Source organism: Burkholderia sp. 22PA0106, assembly GCF_047497155.1.
In the GTDB taxonomy this organism is placed as follows: domain Bacteria; phylum Pseudomonadota; class Gammaproteobacteria; order Burkholderiales; family Burkholderiaceae; genus Burkholderia.
Genome location: NZ_CP163163.1, coordinates 3,614,953 through 3,631,177, shown reverse-complemented (window position 1 = coordinate 3,631,177; position 16,225 = coordinate 3,614,953). Strand labels below are relative to the sequence as shown.

The 16,225-nt window shown below is 68.2% G+C and carries 13 protein-coding genes; 8 read left to right on the top strand and 5 right to left on the bottom strand.

What is annotated here, in order from left to right:
• Positions 1-147: 147 nt before the first annotated feature.
• The gene (locus AB4850_RS31160; RefSeq protein WP_414443247.1) at positions 148-879 is read left to right on the top strand and encodes a type IV toxin-antitoxin system AbiEi family antitoxin domain-containing protein; all 732 of its coding nucleotides are present in this window, start codon (positions 148-150) and stop codon (positions 877-879) included.
• Positions 879-1,820, top strand: coding sequence for a nucleotidyl transferase AbiEii/AbiGii toxin family protein (locus AB4850_RS31155; RefSeq protein WP_414445668.1), 942 nt, complete (start codon positions 879-881; stop codon positions 1,818-1,820). The genes AB4850_RS31160 and AB4850_RS31155 overlap by 1 nt, the downstream gene beginning before the upstream one ends.
• Positions 1,821-1,865: 45 nt before the next feature.
• Here AB4850_RS31155 and AB4850_RS31150 read toward each other — a convergent pair whose 3' ends face one another.
• Together AB4850_RS31150 and AB4850_RS31145 are read right to left on the bottom strand one after the other, a co-directional pair.
• Complete coding sequence (locus AB4850_RS31150) at positions 1,866-2,294, bottom strand: hypothetical protein (RefSeq protein ID WP_414443246.1); 429 nt, start codon at positions 2,292-2,294, stop codon at positions 1,866-1,868.
• Positions 2,295-2,421: 127 nt separating this feature from the next.
• Positions 2,422-3,738 (bottom strand): MFS transporter, encoded by a 1,317-nt coding sequence (locus AB4850_RS31145; RefSeq protein WP_414443245.1) that lies wholly within the window; start codon positions 3,736-3,738, stop codon positions 2,422-2,424.
• A gap of 95 nt (positions 3,739-3,833) precedes the next feature.
• On the opposite strand from AB4850_RS31145, the gene AB4850_RS31140 reads away from it, so the two are divergent.
• Positions 3,834-4,793 (top strand): LysR substrate-binding domain-containing protein, encoded by a 960-nt coding sequence (locus AB4850_RS31140; RefSeq protein ID WP_414443244.1) that lies wholly within the window; start codon positions 3,834-3,836, stop codon positions 4,791-4,793.
• A 68-nt stretch (positions 4,794-4,861) separates the two neighbouring features.
• On the opposite strand, the gene dapA is transcribed toward AB4850_RS31140, so the two are convergent.
• Together dapA and AB4850_RS31130 are read right to left on the bottom strand one after the other, a co-directional pair.
• A complete protein-coding gene (gene dapA, locus AB4850_RS31135) occupies positions 4,862-5,767 on the bottom strand; it encodes a 4-hydroxy-tetrahydrodipicolinate synthase (RefSeq protein ID WP_414443243.1) in 906 nt (301 codons plus the stop codon).
• 127 nt (positions 5,768-5,894) lie between these two features.
• Positions 5,895-6,098, bottom strand: coding sequence for a hypothetical protein (locus tag AB4850_RS31130; RefSeq protein ID WP_414443242.1), 204 nt, complete (start codon positions 6,096-6,098; stop codon positions 5,895-5,897).
• A 125-nt stretch (positions 6,099-6,223) separates the two neighbouring features.
• On the opposite strand from AB4850_RS31130, the gene AB4850_RS31125 reads away from it, so the two are divergent.
• Positions 6,224-7,243 (top strand): sulfate ABC transporter substrate-binding protein, encoded by a 1,020-nt coding sequence (locus tag AB4850_RS31125; RefSeq protein WP_414443241.1) that lies wholly within the window; start codon positions 6,224-6,226, stop codon positions 7,241-7,243.
• 297 nt (positions 7,244-7,540) lie between these two features.
• Positions 7,541-11,149, top strand: a complete 3,609-nt coding sequence (locus tag AB4850_RS31120) for an indolepyruvate ferredoxin oxidoreductase family protein (protein WP_414443240.1) — start codon at positions 7,541-7,543, stop codon at positions 11,147-11,149.
• 57 nt (positions 11,150-11,206) lie between these two features.
• Here the strand turns inward: AB4850_RS31120 and AB4850_RS31115 are convergent, their stop codons facing one another.
• The gene (locus tag AB4850_RS31115) at positions 11,207-12,886 is read right to left on the bottom strand and encodes a Na+/H+ antiporter (RefSeq protein WP_414443239.1); all 1,680 of its coding nucleotides are present in this window, start codon (positions 12,884-12,886) and stop codon (positions 11,207-11,209) included.
• 278 nt (positions 12,887-13,164) lie between these two features.
• Here AB4850_RS31115 and AB4850_RS31110 point away from each other — a divergent pair, with 278 nt between their 5' ends.
• From AB4850_RS31110 to AB4850_RS31100, 3 genes are all read left to right on the top strand, one after another.
• Positions 13,165-14,469 (top strand): EAL domain-containing protein, encoded by a 1,305-nt coding sequence (locus AB4850_RS31110; RefSeq protein ID WP_414443238.1) that lies wholly within the window; start codon positions 13,165-13,167, stop codon positions 14,467-14,469.
• Positions 14,470-14,549: 80 nt separating this feature from the next.
• On the top strand, positions 14,550-15,260 hold the full coding sequence (locus AB4850_RS31105) for a copper homeostasis protein CutC (RefSeq protein ID WP_414443237.1): 711 nt from the start codon (positions 14,550-14,552) through the stop codon (positions 15,258-15,260).
• A 435-nt stretch (positions 15,261-15,695) separates the two neighbouring features.
• Entirely contained in the window at positions 15,696-16,217 is a 522-nt protein-coding gene (locus AB4850_RS31100) for a PAAR domain-containing protein (protein WP_414443236.1), read from the top strand.
• The last annotated feature ends 8 nt before the right edge of the window (positions 16,218-16,225 follow it).

Below are 16,225 nucleotides of genomic sequence, written 5' to 3'. Positions count from 1 at the left end.
CAAATGTATCTGCCATTTTCTGCAAAAAAATAACGTCGGCCCTACGGGCTGTGAATGAAACCGGTGCTGCGTCGATGCGTTAAAAAATTGCAAATTATCAAATGATTGCTGTATATACTGCAATCAGATAACGCAACGAGCGCTTCAATGAGCAACAATTCCGTCCAACGGCTGATGCAGGAAAGCCCGCGAGGCTTCCCGATCGATTCCGACATGCTTCGGGCATGGGGCGTCAGCGCCGCGCTGGCGTCACATATGGTCAAAGCCGGTTGGCTGCAGCGCCTGTCGCAGGGCGCCTACCTGCTGACCGGCGACAAGCCCGCAGGGGATGGCACGATCGCTTACTTGAGCCGGCGCATACCGGGCCTTCATGTGGGCGGCAAGACGGCGCTTGCATGGCAAGGCGTGCGTCATAACCTGGCGTTTCGCGAGACGGTCGTCTTGTGGGGGCAGAAGCCGTATCGCTTTCCCGCCTGGGTGGCCGAGCATCAGCCCTATTCGTACCAGACGACCGCGTTGTTCGACGAGCGTCAACCTTATGAGACGGGCTTGCAGCCGCTTCCGGCCCGCGATCCGGGCGTGCTGGTTTCGGTGCCGGAGCGCGCGGTGCTGGAGCTTGCCAGCGATGTCGGCAAGGGCCAGTCGCTGGAGGAGGCGCGCAATCTGATGGTCGGCCTGCGCAATCTCCGCCGCGATGTGCTGGATGCGTTCCTGAGCCACTGCACTCGGGTGAAAGTGGTGCGCCTGGTGCGCGATCTGGGGCTCGAAGCCGGCTTTTCCTGGGCCGACGGTTTGCAAAAACATGTCGATCGTCTGGGGCCGGGCAAACGATGGTCGAACAGAACACCAAACGGGGAGCGGCTGACACTCAAACCATGATGGACGAGATCTACGCAAGCACGGTCCGGTTGATGCTCGGCATCGCGCCGATCATCTTCGATACGCCGCGTTTCGCGATGAAAGGCGGCACGGCGCTCAATCTGTTCGTGCAGGACATGCCGCGCCTGTCGGTCGACATCGATGTCGTCGTGACCGACCGGAGCTTGTCGCGCGAGGAGGCGATCGGTGCAATTGCCGAAGAGCTGGGGCGCGCGAGTGCGCAGATCGAGGCCGAGGGGCATGCGACGAGAACCTCGAGCGCATCGGGAAAAGCCAAGGGCGAGGACGTCAAGCTCACCGTGATTTCCGGCGATGTGTCTGTCAAGGTGGAAGTCAATTACGTGTTTCGAGGCACCTTGCTCGAACCCGTCATGCGGCCCCTCGTGCCTGCTGCGGAAGCCTTGTTTGCCACGCGCGTCACGGTGCCGACGCTTCATGAGTCCGAACTGTACGGAAGCAAGCTCGTTGCGGCGCTCGATCGCCAGCATCCGCGAGATCTGTTCGACGTGATGCGGATGTACGAGGGGTTCGGCTTGCGTGACGATATCGTCGATGCGTTCGTCGCGTACCTTGCCGGGCACAACCGGCCCATGCACGAAGTGTTGTTTGCCGGCCGACGCCCGATGGCGCGCGTCTACGAGGCCGATTTCGTCGGGATGACCGTCGAACCTGTCGGCCTCGATGCGCTCGAAGCCACGCAGGCGCGACTGCATCGCGAATTGCCGGCTGCGCTGACGGAGCGTCAGCGTGAATTCCTGCTGTCGTTGGCGCGAGCCGAGCCTGATTGGTCCTTGATGCCCTGCGAGCACTTGCGCGAATTGCCGGCGATTCGATGGAAGCTGCACAACCTCGAGAAGCTCAGAGCGAAGAAGCCGGAAGGTTTTGCGCAGCAGGAACTGTTGCTGCGCGAGCATTTCGCCGCGCTGGATGCCGAGCGTTGAACCGGTGCCGGCGGTGCGTCGCCGATTCAGTCAGCATCTGCCGACTCACCCCCGCGACGGCCTCGATCCCGAATTCGGCGCAGGCAACTGGCTCGGCGCAATGTTCGACGGCGGGCTCGCGTTGCCATTTCCGTCCCCGCTCGGTGCATTTCCCGGCGGCGGGGCCGGCGTGCCGGGGTCGCCCGGGCCGCCCGGCGGCGGTGGTGCGGGCGGCATGGCGCCCGACGCCGCGTCGTCGCTCGGCGGGTAATGCACCACCGGCGGCGCGAGCGGCGGCTGGCCCGAGGCCGGCGCGGGCGCGGCGCTCGATGCCGCCGACGCATCACCGTTGAACGCGCTGGCGTTGCCGTCACCGCTGGCGGGCAGGTTCGCCGCCGCATCGGACGACGTCGAGGCGCCGTGATGCGAATCGTCGCTGCAGGCCGCAAGCCCCAGCGCGATCAACAGGACGGACGCGGCAGCCGGTCGGAACATCGATTACCTCCTTGGCGGGTTCGCCGGCGCGCGGGCAGCGGCGCGGGCGGGGCGCACAGTATCGCCCGCCGGTGCGACGGGCGTGTGAAGCGCGTATGAAGCGTCCCGCCGCTCGATCCTCGTCGCCTCAGCGGGCGGCCGCGCGAGGGAAACACGGCAGCGCGAGCAGCACGACCGCGGCGGCGGCCAACCAGACGAGTTGCCAGCCGCCCCATGCCAGCAAGGCCGGGATAGCCAGCGGCGTCAGGAAATAGCCGGCATAGACGACCGTATTGGCCATGCCGAGCGCGGTTCCCGCGCGCTGCGCGCCGGCCATCGTCGCCAGTTCGGCATAGGCCACGCCGTGCCAGGCGGAAACCGCGATGCCGGCCGCCACCAACAGCAGCGCGGCGAGATCGATGGTCAGCGCCGAACGCGCTTCGCCGGCGGCGAACGTGGCCGCGACGAGCGCCGCGAACAGCGCGAGCGCCAGCCCGACCGTGCCGCGCACGAACGCGCGCCGGTTGCTGCGCCGGTCGGTCGCGCGTCCGCTCCAGACGCGCGACACCATGGCGCCAAGCTGGATCGTCACCATCGCGATGCCGATGCGCGCCGTGCTGAAGCCGGCGAAATCGTGCAGGAACACCGTCGCGAAGCTGAGGATGGCGAACTGCGGCGCGCAGAGCAACCCGATGCCGAGCACGAGACGCCGCAGCGTCGGATCGCGCAGGGGTTGAGTGGCGGAGGCACCGGCGGCATTGACGGCGCTACGAGCCCCGGTGGCCCCAGCGGTCCCACCAACCGGCGTCGCCTCATCTCCAAGCGGCTCATGCAGCCAGCGCCACGTCAGGAGCGCCGCCAGCGCCACGAACCCGCCCAGCACACCGAACACGGCCGCAAAGCCCGCGTGCGCGGCCAGCGGCGGCAGCAGCGCCGCGCCGAGGCCGCCGCCGAGCGGCACGGCGGTCTGCCGGATGCTCATCGCGAGGCCGCGTTCGTTGTCGCGGAACCAGCGCATCACGGCCCGGCCGCTCGCGCCATTGACGCTGCCGCCCGTCAGGCCGGTCAACGCCATCGCGGCCACCAGCCACGCGAGCGGCGGCGTCCAGCCGCCGTGCGGCACCATGCCGGCCGCCATCGTCGCCAGCATGGCCGCCATCGCGGCCAACCCGATGAGCAGCACGCGACGGTCGCCCCAGCGGTCGGCGGCCAGCCCCCAGGGCACCTCGAACACCGCCACGCCCAACCCGAGCGCACCGATCACGATGCCGAGCGCGCCGTTGTCGAGCCGATATGCGCTGCGCAGCGAGATCGCGGTAGTCGGGATGCCGGCCGCCGCCGCCGAGAACGCGACGTTCGCCAGCACGCCGACGGCCAGCACGCGCCAGCGATGCGCCTCGCCGCGTTCGGCGTGCGCGGCCCGCGCGAGCGGGGCTCGGGCGGGCGTCGAGAAAGAGAGGCGCATGGTGCGGGTCCGGGAGTGGTTGACGCCGTCAGTGTCGCCTCGTAGATTCATGCTGAAAATCAGAAAGTTTTGTTTGAATCGTTCGATAAATCAGGATGATTGCCATGTCGCATACGAACTTCGACATCGCCGCGCTGCGCAGTCTGGTGGCCGGCATCGATCTCGGCAGCTTCGCGAAGGCGGCCGATCAGGTGGCGCGTTCGTCGTCGGCGGTCAGCGCGCAGGTTCGCAAGCTCGAGGCGCAGGCCGGCGCGCCGCTGTTCCGCAAGGCGGGGCGCGGGCTGGCGCTGACCGATGCCGGCGAGGCGATGCTGCGTTATGCACGCCGGCTGATCGAGCTCAACGACGAGGCTGCCTCGGCGGTGCGCGGCGCGACGCTCGACGGCTGGGTGCGGATCGGCATGCAGGAGGATTTCGGCGAGAGCCTGCTGCCCGACGTGCTCGGGCGTTTTGCGCGCGCGCATCCGCTGGTGCGCATCGAGGCGCGCGTGGCGCGCAACACCGAACTGCTGGAACGGCTCGACGCGCGGCAGCTCGATCTCGCGCTGGTCTGGGGCGACCCCGCGGCCACCTCGGTGGCGGCGCGCGAGGGCATCGAGGCCGAGCTGATCGCGATGGCGCCGATGTGCTGGGCCGGCGCGGCCTCGCCCGCCGCGCGGGCCGCCGCCGACGCGTGGCGCGAGAACGGCGAGCCGTTGCCGCTGGTTGCGTTCGATCGGCCCTGCGCGTTCTTCGCGGCGGGCTCCGCGGCGCTCGATCGCGCCGGTTTGCGCTGGCGGATCGCCTTCACGAGCCCGAGCCTGGCCGGCTTGTGGGCGGCGGCCGCGGCAGGGCTGGGCGTGACGGTGCGCACGCGTTACGGGCTGCCCGCATCGGTGCGGCCGCTCGATGCCGCCGCACAAGGCTTGCCGGAGTTGCCGCCGTTGCCGCTGGTGCTGCTGCGGCGCGCCGAATCGCGCACGCCGACCGCCGAGCAACTGATGCGGATCGTCCGGCAGGCGGTGAGCCGCGCGGCGGATTCGGATGAGGTCGCCGAGGATTCGCTGGCGGTTTGAGCGGGCGCGGGTGCATGGATGATCGGCGCACCGAGCCTGCCGACGTCGCCGGCGCTCGGCGCCAACGATCAAACCCCGCCCTCAATCCCCCTCAACCCCGCCTCCACCGCCTCGATCACTCCCCGCATCCGCGCACGCAGCCCTTCACTGGCCGGCACGAACGGCAAGCGCAAGCCGTCCGCGCAGCGCTCCTGCGCCGCCAGCGCCGCCTTCACCGGCGCCGGGTTCGGCTCCTCGAACAGCACCCGCACCAGCGGCTGCAACGCGACCGCGATCCGCCGCGCGCCGGCCCAGTCGCCCTGATGCACGCATCGGTAAGCCCGGACGTGCCACTCGGGGAACAGATGCGCAGCGCTCGCGATCGCTCCGTGCGCGCCCACGCAGAGCGCCGCGAAGTTCTGGTTGTCGTCGCCGGAGAACACGCGCAGCGGCGTCTCGTGAACGAGCCGCATCATCCGGTCGATCGAGCCGCCGCATTCCTTGATGCCCGCGACGCGCGCATCCTCGGCCAGCGCCTTCAGCGTGTCGAGTTCGATGTTTACGCCGGTGCGATACGGAATGTTGTAGACGAGCACCGGCAGATCGGCGGCCTGCACGACGGCCTCGAAGTGACGGCGGATGCCGTCCTGCGTCGGCCGCACGTAGGTGGGCGGCGTGACGAGCAGGCCGTCGGGCGCGAGCGCGGCCAGCTCGCGGGCGCGTGCGACGGCGCCCCGCGTCGCGCTGTGCGACAGGCCGAGCACGATCGGCACGCCCGGCGCGGCGGCGCGCAGCGTCGCGAATACGGCGGCCTGTTCGGCGTCGTCGAGCAGCGCACCCTCGCCGGTGGTCGCGCAGGCGACGAAGCCGGCGATGCCGGCCTCGACGTAATGCCGCGCGAGACGCGCGAGCGACGCGTGATCGATGGCCTCGCCTTCGCGCGACGTGAACGGTGTGACGATCGGCAGCCAGATGCCGGAAAAATCGATGGACATGCAAACCTCGGTGGGAACGTGGTGAAGGAAACGTTCCGCCGGCGGGCGCCGGACCGGGGTATGAGGCGGGCCTTGAGGCCCGAGAGAGTTCCCGTCCGGCTTTCGCCTGACGGGACGCGACTCCCCGTCAGTCGAGAAGTCGTTTTTTCAGTTTCAACACGGCCGCGCGCGCAACCACGGCCGCATCGAACGAGCGGGCGAGGGTGGCAGGGCGCGGGAACGAAGGCATCGCGAACGACGACATGAACGTGAACCGTGAAGAAACGAGCCGCAATCTTAGCATCGGCCTTCGCGCGTTGACCAGCGCGAACCGCGCATCCTCGGCCTCCACGCGGGAACCCGCCAAATGACTTTTGGTTGTGACCTAAGCACGAAGGAGTCTTAGGGCGCGCGCGCCGGGCTGGCTACAATCGCCGTTTACCAATGGCTGACAGACCACACAGGGGATAGGACTCGATGAATCAGACGCAAGGGATCGGCCGCTGGCTGATCGCGGGGGCGGTGGCGATGCTGGTCACGGCCGCACCGGCCGCGCACGCGGACACCGCGTTGCTGAACGTGTCGTACGACGTGACGCGCGAGCTGTACAAGGACATCGACGCGGGCTTCATCGCGGCGTGGAAGCAGAAGACCGGCGAGACGGTCTCGATCCGCCAGTCGCACGGCGCGTCGAGCGCGCAGGCGCTGTCGGTGCTGCAAGGCCTGCAGGCCGACGTGGTGACCATGAACCAGCCGAACGACATCGACCTGCTGGCCGATCGCGGCCAGTTGCTGCCGAAGGACTGGCGCAAGCGCCTGCCCGACAGCAGCTCGCCGTATTCGACCACCATGGTGTTCCTGGTGCGTCACGGCAACCCGAAGCAGATCCACGACTGGAGCGACCTGGCCAAGCCCGGCGTGCAGGTCGTGATCGCCAACCCGAAGACCTCGGGCAATGGCCGCTATGCGTACCTGGCCGCCTGGGGCTACCAGAAGCTCAAGGGCGCGAGCGACGCGCAGGCCGTCGATTTCGAGAAGGCGATCTTCCGCAACGTGCCGGTGCTCGATTCGGGCGGCCGCGGCGCGACCACCACCTTCACGCAGCGCGATATCGGCGACGTGCTCGTCACGTTCGAGAACGAAGTGGCGCTGATGGATGCGGGCGCGAACGGCGAGCAGTTCGACGCCGTCTACCCGTCGGCCAGCATCCTGGCCGAGCCGCCGGTGGCGATCGTCGACAAGGTGGTCGACAAGAAGGGCACGCGCAAGGTCGCGCAGGCCTACCTCGATTACCTGTACTCGCCGGCCGGGCAGGAGATCATCGCGAAACATCACCTGCGCCCGCGCGACGCGGCCGTGCTCAAGCAGCACGCGGCCGAGTTCAAGACGCTCAAGACGTTCAGCGTCGAGCAGATCTTCGGCAGTTGGGACAACGTGCAGAAGACGCACTTCGCCGACGGCGGCACGTTCGACCAGATCATCGTCGACCGGAAGTAAGCGCCGGATCGCAGCAGACGGCAGCACGCAGAAGGACGCGGAAAAGGCGAGAAGGCGGGAGCGCGCAGGCGCTTCCGCCTTTTTCATTGGTGCGTTGCAATAACCCCGAATGCACAAAGCCTGAGCGAAATTTCACTCGATATCGATTGAAAACCTCGGTGAATTTTCTCGAATCGGCCGATCGGCCAGGGGATCAGGAAAAACATTTCTCGCGGGCCGGCAAAAAATAGCGAAAAAACCGCCGCGCCCCGGCCATGCCCAATCGGCGCGCCGGCGCCGACATCCGGAGACAGCCCCATGACCGCCCGATTGCCCACCGAAGGCACGCCCGCCCTCGCCGATTACCGGCTCACCGACAACCTCAGCGCCACCCACGGCCGCGTGTTCCTGACCGGCACTCAGGCGCTGGTGCGCCTGCTGCTGATGCAGCGCCAGCGCGACGCGGCGCACGGCGTCGATTCGGCCGGCTTCGTGAGCGGCTATCGCGGCTCGCCGCTCGGCATGGTCGATCAGCAGATGTGGAAGGCGCAGGCCCTGCTCGACGCGGCCCGCGTGCGCTTCCTGCCGGCCATCAACGAGGAACTGGGCGGCACGGCGGTGCTCGGCACGCAGCGCGTCGAGGCGGATGCCGAGCGCACCGTCGAGGGCGTGTTCGCGATGTGGTACGGCAAGGGCCCCGGCGTCGATCGTGCCGGCGACGCGCTCAAGCATGGCAACGCCTACGGCGCGTCGCCGCACGGCGGCGTGCTGGTGGTGGCGGGCGACGATCACGGCTGCGTGTCGTCGTCGATGCCGCACCAGAGCGACTTCGCGCTGATGGGCTGGCAGATGCCGGTGCTCAACCCGTCGAATCTCGCCGACATGCTCGAATTCGGTTTGTACGGCTGGGCGCTGTCGCGTTTCTCGGGGGCGTGGGTGGGCTTCAAGGCGATCTCGGAGACGGTCGAATCGGGCTCGACGGTCGATCTCGACGCGCTCGTCACGCACTGGCCCGAGCCGCCGCCGTTCGACGCGCCGGCCGGTGGCCTGCACAACCGCTGGCCCGACCTGCCGAGCCTGACGATCGAGGCGCGGCTCGCGGCCAAGCTCGACGCGGTGCGCCACTTCGCGCGCGTGAACAGCATCGATCGCTGGATCGCGCCGAGCCCGCACGCGAGCGTCGGCATCGTGACCTGCGGCAAGGCGCATCTGGACCTGATGGAAGCGCTGCGGCGGCTCGACCTGAGCGCCGCCGATCTCGACGCGGCCGGCGTGCGCATCTACAAGGTCGGCCTGTCGTTTCCGCTCGAAACCACGCGGCTCGAGCGCTTCGTCGAGGGGCTCGACGAGGTGCTGGTGATCGAGGAGAAGGGGCCGGTGATCGAGCAGCAGATCAAGGATCATTTATACAACCGAAGCGCGGGCGCGCGGCCGCGCGTGATCGGCAAGCATGATGCCGCTGGCGCGCCGCTGCTGTCCGCGCTCGGCGAGCTGCGCCCGTCGCGGGTGCTGCCGGTGTTCGCCGACTGGCTGGCGCGGCATCGCCCGGCGCTCGACCGTCGCGAGCGCGTGGTGGACCTGATCGCGCCGGCCATCCTGTCGAACGCGGCCGATGCGGTCAAGCGCACGCCGTATTTCTGTTCGGGCTGCCCGCACAACACTTCGACGCGGGTGCCGGACGGCTCGGTCGCGCAGGCCGGCATCGGCTGCCATTTCATGGCGTCGTGGATGGAGCGCGACACCACCGGCCTGATCCAGATGGGCGGCGAGGGCGTGGACTGGGCCGCGCACGCGATGTTCACGCGCACCCGCCACGTGTTCCAGAACCTCGGCGACGGCACCTACTTTCATTCCGGACTCCTGGCGATCCGGCAGGCGGTGGCCGCGCGCGCCACGATCACCTACAAGATCCTCTACAACGACGCGGTGGCGATGACCGGCGGCCAGCCGGTGGACGGCAGCCTGTCGGTGCCGCAGATCGCGCGGCAGGTGGAGGCCGAGGGCGTGTCGCGTTTCGTGGTGGTGTCCGACGAGCCGCAAAAATACGACGGCCTGCGCGACGCGTTTCCGCGCGGCACCAGCTTCCATCATCGCGACGCGCTCGACGCCGTGCAGCGCGAGCTGCGCGACACCGACGGCGTGACGGTGCTGATCTACGACCAGACCTGCGCGGCCGAGAAGCGCCGCCGCCGCAAGAAGGGCGCGTATCCCGACCCGGCCCGGCGCGCGTTCATCAATGAACAGGTGTGCGAAGGATGTGGCGATTGCGGCGTGCAGTCGAATTGCCTTTCCGTCGAGGCGGTCGAGACGCCGCTCGGCCGCAAGCGCCGCATCGATCAGTCGTCGTGCAACAAGGATTATTCGTGCGTGAACGGCTTCTGCCCGAGCTTCGTGACCGTCGAGGGCGCGGCGCTGAAGAAGGCGGCCGGCATCGCGTTCGACGAGGCCGCGCTGGCCGAGCGCGTGGCGGCGCTGCCGTCGCCCGCCGCGCGGCTGGATGCGGCGCCTTACGACATGCTGGTGACGGGCGTGGGCGGCACCGGCGTGGTGACGGTGGGCGCGCTGATCAGCATGGCCGCGCACCTGGAGGGCAACAGCGCGTCGGTGCTCGATTTCATGGGCTTCGCGCAGAAGGGCGGCGCGGTGCTGTCCTACGTGCGGATCGCCGCGCGCGACGCGTGGCTGAACCAGGTGCGCATCGACACGCAGCAGGCCGACCTGCTGCTGGCCTGCGACATGGTGGTGGGCGCGAGCGCCGAGGCCTTGCAGACGGTGCGCCACGATCGCACGCGCATCGTTGTCAACACGCACCCGATCCCGAACGCCGCGTTCGTGCGCGACCCCGACGCGAGCCTGCACGCCGATGCGCTGCTCGACAAGATGCATCACGCGGCCGGCGACGCGCGCGTGTCCGAATGCGATGCGCAGGCGCTGGCCTCGCGCTTCCTCGGCGATTCGATCGGCGCGAACATCCTGATGCTCGGCTTCGCGTGGCAGCACGGGCTGGTGCCGGTGTCGCTGGCGGCGCTGATGCGCGCGCTCGAACTGAACGGCGTGGCGGTGGCCGCGAACCGGCTGGCGTTTTCGATCGGGCGGATGGCGGCGGGCGATCCGGCCGGGCTCGAGGCGTTGTGGCAGGCGCGTCATCCGGTGCGGGCCGCCGCCGCGCCGCGCACGCTCGACGCGCTGGTGGCGGATCGCGCGGCGCGGCTCGATGCCTACGGCGGCCGGCGCGTGGTGGCGCGCTACCGCGCGCTGGTGGACGCCGCGCGCGCCACCGGCGACGCACGGGTCGCCGAGGCCGTGGCGACCGCGTTCTACCGGCTGCTGGCCGTGAAGGACGAATACGAAGTGGCGCGGCTTTACAGCGATGGCAGCTTCCGCGCCGCGCTCGGCGAGCAGTTCGACGGCGTGGCCGGCCGCGATTACCGGATCGCTTTCCATCTGGCGCCGCCCGCCACCACGAAGGCCGCGCACGGCGAGCGCCCGAAAAAGCAGCGTTTCGGCGGCTGGATGTGGCCGGTGCTCGGCGTGCTGGCGCGCTGCCGCGGCCTGCGCGGCACGCCGTTCGATCCGTTCGGCCGCACCGCCGAGCGCCGCATGGAGCGCGCGCTGGCCGACGATTACGCCGTCACCATGACGCGCGCGTTCGCGGCGCTGGCAGCGGGGAACGCGGGCAAAGATGGCAAAGAGGGCAAGGACGGCAACGCGCAGGCCGTGGCGGCGCTTGCCGCGCTGCCCGCGAAGGTGCGGGGCTACGGGCCGGTGAAGCTGGCGGGCGTGGCCGCGATGAAGCGCGCCGAACCGGCGCTGGCCTTGCAGGCGGGCATCGAGGCGGCGACGAGCGCGGCGGTCGCGCAAGCGATCGACGCGATCAAGGGCGCGGGCGCGTTGCGCGGGATTCCGGTGGTGGTTGCGGCGAAGTAAGCCGGAGGAGCGCGGCTAAAAAACGACGGCCGCGCGGGCAACGCGCGGCCGTCGTGCTCAGGTCAGCCCTTTCTTGCGCGTCGTCAGCGCCGTCTCCGACAGGTCGATTTCGCGCATCAGCTTGGCGAGCGTCACGTCGTTGATCTTCTGCTCGGTGCGGATCCGGTACAGCGCCGCGCGCTCGGCGCGGATCGCCGCGAGCTTCATCTGCAGCTCCATGCGTTCGGCCTGCTTGGCTTCGGCGCGCAGCGTGGCGGCGTCGTCGCTGTCGTCGTCGTCGAGGCTATCGAGGCGGCGGCGGTAGAGATCCATGACGCGCGCGGTGATGTCGGTGCAGCGCGCGGCATCGGCTTCGTCGAGATCGGCGATCAGCGTGTCGTGCGTGGCGTCGATCGCGCGGATCGCCGCCTGAGCCGCCGTCGCGCGCGCCGCGCGTTCCTCGCGCAGGTGCGGGTTCGGGGTGGAGCGCAGGCCGCGCAGCAGCAGCGGCAGGCCCGCCACCGCCACCAGCAGCGAGCAGAGGATCACGCCCGAGGCGATGAAGATGGCGGTGTCGCGCCCGGCCAGCGGCGTGCCGTTGCCGAGCGTCACCGGCAGCGACAGCACGCCGGCCAGCGTGACCGCGCCGCGCACGCCGCCCACCGTCATCAGCGCGAGGGTGCGAAAGCCGGGCATGGCGCCGGTCATGCCGCGCCGCGCGGCGCGCTGGCTGGCGATCCAGCGCAGCAGCCAGATCCAGGTGAAACGGATCGCGTACAGCGCGGCCAGCATCGCCAGCACGTAGCCGATCATCGCGGCCACCAGCACGTCGCTCTCGTGGTGCGCCGACACCAGCGCGCGGCCGATGATCTGCGGCATCTGCAGGCCGAGCAGGATGAACACCATGCCGTTGAACACGAACTCGATCATCGACCAGGTGCTTTCGGCGCGCACCCGCGCGGCCACCGTGCTGCTGCGCGAGAAGCTCGTGTAATTCATCATCATCCCGGCCGCCACGGCCGACAGGATGCCCGACAGCCCGAAATGCTCGGCGATCAGGTACGACGCGAACGGGATCAGCAACGTCATGACGATGCCGGGCGCCGGGTCGCCTTCCTGCGCGGCGTTCAGGAAGCGCGTCGACAGCAGGCTGAACAGCCAGGCCAGCGCCGCGCCCGCCGCCAGGCCACCGGTCGCGACCAGCACGAAATCGAGCGATGCCTCGCGCAGCGAGAACACGCCGGTGAGCGCGGCGGCGATCGCGAACTTCAGCGCCACCAGGCCCGACGCGTCGTTCATCAGCGCCTCGCCTTCGAGGATGTGCATCAGTTGCGGCGGAATCCGGCCCTTCCCGGCGATGCCCGACAGCGCCACGGCGTCGGTGGGCGACAGCACGGCGGCCAGCGCGAACGCCACCGGCAGCGGCAGCCCCGGCACCAGCCAGTGCGCGAAATAGCCGACCGCCACCACCGTGATGAACACCAGCCCGAACGCCAGCATCAGGATCGCGCGTCGTTGCAGGTACAGCTCGCGTTTCGGAATCCGCCAGCCGTCGGCAAACAGCAGCGGCGGGATGAACAGCAGCATGAAGATTTCGGGATCGAAGCTCACATGCAGCTTCAGGCGTGGCCAGGCCAGCAGCGCGCCGATGGCGATCTGCATGAGCGGCAGCGGCGGGCGCCAGGGCAGCAGGCGGATCACGATGCCGGACAGCGCGACCGCGAGCAGCAGGATCAGGACGGTGAAGACGATTTCCATCGATAAAGTCGGGTTCTCGTAAGGCGGGGGACCGGGCGAGTGTAGCGCGCGGAGATGAACGGCGTCGTGCCGATGCGCACCGAATTGGTGCTTTTGAGATAACGGCACGGTGCATCGAGTCAATGCGGGCGCGGCTTTGGGCGGTTTTTGCCAGTGAGCACGGAGCTTGCTTATACCTGACGACAACACGGCGAAATGACCGAGGGTGCAATGATGAGCAGCGGATCGATAACGGGTCGCGTGCCGGCAACGGCGGCGGCCATCAGGAGGGACGTCGCATGTTGACCATGCAGCAGGAACGGCCGCTGGCGATGACGGCCCCGGTGTCGTCGGGTTCGCCCTACCGGTTCGAGCGCGAGGTGACGTCCGGCTTCGAGCGGGCGGCGTCGAGCCACCGCGATCTGGCGCTGTCGAGCATGTTCCAACCGATCTTCAGCCTGTCGCACCAGCGCGCCGTGGGCTACGAGGGGCTGCTGCGCGCGCACGATGCGCTCGACCGGCCGGTGTCGCCGCTCGACGTGTTCGGGCAGGCGGCGCGGCGCGGCGAGGCGATGCAGGTCGACCGGCTCGCGCAGGCGCTGCACCTCGAGAATTTCTCGCTGCTCGGCGCCGAGCGCGAGTGGCTGTTCCTGAACGTGCACCCGGGCGTGCTGACCGATCCGTTCCAGGCCGCCGCGCTGCTCGCGAACCTGAAGCGGCTCGACATCTCGCCGCGCCGGGTGGTGCTCGAAGTGCTGGAGCAGCGCGCCGACGATCTCGATCGGCTCGCCGAGGCGGTGCAGGAATTTCGCGGGCACGGCTTCCTGATCGCGCTCGACGATTTCGGCGCCGGCCATTCGAACATCGAACGGATCTGGCAACTGAACCCGGACATCGTCAAGCTCGATCGCATCATGCTGTCGCACGCGCAGCATCGCAGCGGGCAGATCGCGATCCTGCACGGGCTCGTCACGCTGCTGCACGAGGCCGGCAAGCTGGTGCTGATCGAGGGCATCGAAACCGAGCACGACGCGCAGGTCGCGCTCGCCTGCGAGGCCGATTTCGTGCAGGGCTATTTCTTCGGCCGGCCGGCCGCGGGGCTGACCGACGGCGCTGCCGCCTCGGCCTGCATCGGCGAGCTGACCGAGCGCTACCGCTTGCAGACCGAGGCGCGCGAGCGGCGCGACGCGCAGCGCATCGCGCCGTATCTGCGTGCGTTCGAACGCGCGGCCGAGCGGCTCGCGGCCGGCGAATCGCTCGACGAGGTGTGCTGGAACTTCCTCGCGCTCGACGACGCGGCGCGCTGCTTCCTGCTCGACGCGCATGGCCGTCAGGCCGGCCGCAACGTGGTGCTGCGCGCCGACCGCGCGTCGCACGAGACGCGCTTCCTGCCGCTCGCCGACGCGCAGGGCGCGAACTGGCTGCGGCGGCCGTATTTCCGCGCGGCGATCGCCGAGCCGCAACGCGTGCATGTGACCAAGCCGTATCTGTCGATCAACGAGGCGCTGCCGTGCGTGACGCTGTCGATCGCGGTGCGGGTGGACGATGCGGTGCGCGTGTTGTGCGGCGATATCGATTGGCACGAGGGGGCGTGGGCCACCTGAGCTGAGGTCGGCGCGGGGCGAGGTGCGGGGGGCTTCTCGGTTACGATGCCGGTTCCGCCGACCCAACCGGAGCCGCCTCCATGCCTGCCGCGCCGATCCTCCTCGAAGTCATCGCCACCACGCTGTCCGACGCGCAAACCGCTGCGCGCTCGGGCGCGGATCGTATCGAACTCGTCACCGGCCTGGCCGAAGGCGGCCTGACGCCGAGCATCGGGCTGATCGAGGCCGTCACGGCCGCCGTGGCGATTCCCGTCAACGTGATCGTGCGCCCGCATGCGCGCGGTTTCGTCTATGCGCCGGACGAACTGGCGATCCTCGAACGCGACACGCGTGCCGCGGTGGCGGCCGGCGCTTCGGGCATCGTGTTCGGTGCGCTGAACGCGCAGGGCGATATCGACACCGCCGCGCTGGCGCGTATCGTCGAGGCGGCCGGCGGCAAGCCGATCACGTTCCATCGCGCGTTCGACGTGTCGCGCGATCTCAACGCCGCGTTCGATATCTTGTTGAAGACGCCTGCTGTCACGAACGTGCTGACTTCGGGCGGGCACCCGTCGGTGCTGGCCGGGCGCGATGCGGTCACGCGGCTTGCGCGACGCGCCGTGGGGCAATCGTGCGAAGTGCTGGCGGGCGCGGGCTTGACGGTCGAGACGATCGGCGAATTCGTGCGGATTACCGGTGTGCGCGCCGTGCATCTTGGCTCGGGCGTGCGCGAGCGCGGCGAGACCTGGGGGCCGGTGGATGCGAGGTTGGTGGCGAAGGTGCGGGCGACGCTGGATGGGGTGGGGCGGTGATGCGGCGGGTGTCCACTTAGCAATCTCCCCTGTTACCGCGATCTGACCGATTTCTTCTGATTCATCGGCACCTTGTCGGGATTGATGCGTCGATATGCCCGCTTTCTGAGAACTCAACCGCTTCGTTTCGGTTTCGGCGTCTTGCAGCACGAGCAGAATCGAATTATTCAGAGTCGACGAATTGGCCAGCGTTGGTGGCAGACCAATTTTTGATGGGAAATGAATTGAATCCACCCGAATGGGTGCGAAAAATTGTCGCGATTAACTTGTCTCGATTTAAATTTTTTGACTCGAAGGTATTTGTGTGGTTATTTATCGACTCGACGAGCTTCGAAAATATTCGATGGACCAAGGTGCGATCCATAATCCGGATTCGGGCGATTGGTATTTTAAGACTTTGATTAATTAAGAAAGAATCTAATAGCGAGAACGACTATGAATGCGCCCCTGGTTCGGCACGGTGATCAGACAACGACAGGCGGATTCGTTATCGCGCTTTCCTCGACGATGTTTGAGGACGGAAAGCATATTGCGTTGCACGGCGACGAGGCGACCTGCGGCAACTGCAAAGGCCTGTTCAAGGTTTTCGGCACGGGTGACGGAATATCGGAGAACAACCGGGTCGCCGTCATTCACGGCGACAAGGTGCTATGTCCGTGCGGAAGGAATCGCGTGATTGCGAGTGGCGATGCCATGTGCTTCCTGACTCTGACAAGTGAGCAAGGCAGCACGATGAATTCTGTTATGAAAAACAGTGCACCTGTCGTGCGGTCCGCGCCGGTACAGTATGACGAACAATTTACACTGACGGACAATGCGGGCCGGAAACTAGCAGGGGTGCGTTATCAGGTGTGTGTCGGTCCGGTCGTAATTGCGAGCGGGATAACGGATTCTCGGGGATGTACGCGACGCATATCGACGGACGATCCACAGCGGCTATCTTTGCAAATTGCTTAGTCATAGAG

What these genes read in the sequence shown, in the direction of transcription:
- AB4850_RS31150 (WP_414443246.1), bottom strand. Translation starts at nt 2,294, where the DNA reads ATGTTCCGACCGGCTGCCGCGTCCGTCCTGTTGATCGCGCTGGGGCTT.
- AB4850_RS31155 (WP_414445668.1), top strand. Translation starts at nt 879, where the DNA reads ATGGACGAGATCTACGCAAGCACGGTCCGGTTGATGCTCGGCATCGCG.
- AB4850_RS31115 (WP_414443239.1), bottom strand. Translation starts at nt 12,886, where the DNA reads ATGGAAATCGTCTTCACCGTCCTGATCCTGCTGCTCGCGGTCGCGCTG.
- AB4850_RS31105 (WP_414443237.1), top strand. Translation starts at nt 14,550, where the DNA reads ATGCCTGCCGCGCCGATCCTCCTCGAAGTCATCGCCACCACGCTGTCC.
- AB4850_RS31125 (WP_414443241.1), top strand. Translation starts at nt 6,224, where the DNA reads ATGAATCAGACGCAAGGGATCGGCCGCTGGCTGATCGCGGGGGCGGTG.
- AB4850_RS31160 (WP_414443247.1), top strand. Translation starts at nt 148, where the DNA reads ATGAGCAACAATTCCGTCCAACGGCTGATGCAGGAAAGCCCGCGAGGC.
- AB4850_RS31110 (WP_414443238.1), top strand. Translation starts at nt 13,165, where the DNA reads ATGTTGACCATGCAGCAGGAACGGCCGCTGGCGATGACGGCCCCGGTG.
- AB4850_RS31100 (WP_414443236.1), top strand. Translation starts at nt 15,696, where the DNA reads ATGAATGCGCCCCTGGTTCGGCACGGTGATCAGACAACGACAGGCGGA.
- dapA (WP_414443243.1), bottom strand. Translation starts at nt 5,767, where the DNA reads ATGTCCATCGATTTTTCCGGCATCTGGCTGCCGATCGTCACACCGTTC.
- AB4850_RS31120 (WP_414443240.1), top strand. Translation starts at nt 7,541, where the DNA reads ATGACCGCCCGATTGCCCACCGAAGGCACGCCCGCCCTCGCCGATTAC.
- AB4850_RS31145 (WP_414443245.1), bottom strand. Translation starts at nt 3,738, where the DNA reads ATGCGCCTCTCTTTCTCGACGCCCGCCCGAGCCCCGCTCGCGCGGGCC.
- AB4850_RS31140 (WP_414443244.1), top strand. Translation starts at nt 3,834, where the DNA reads ATGATTGCCATGTCGCATACGAACTTCGACATCGCCGCGCTGCGCAGT.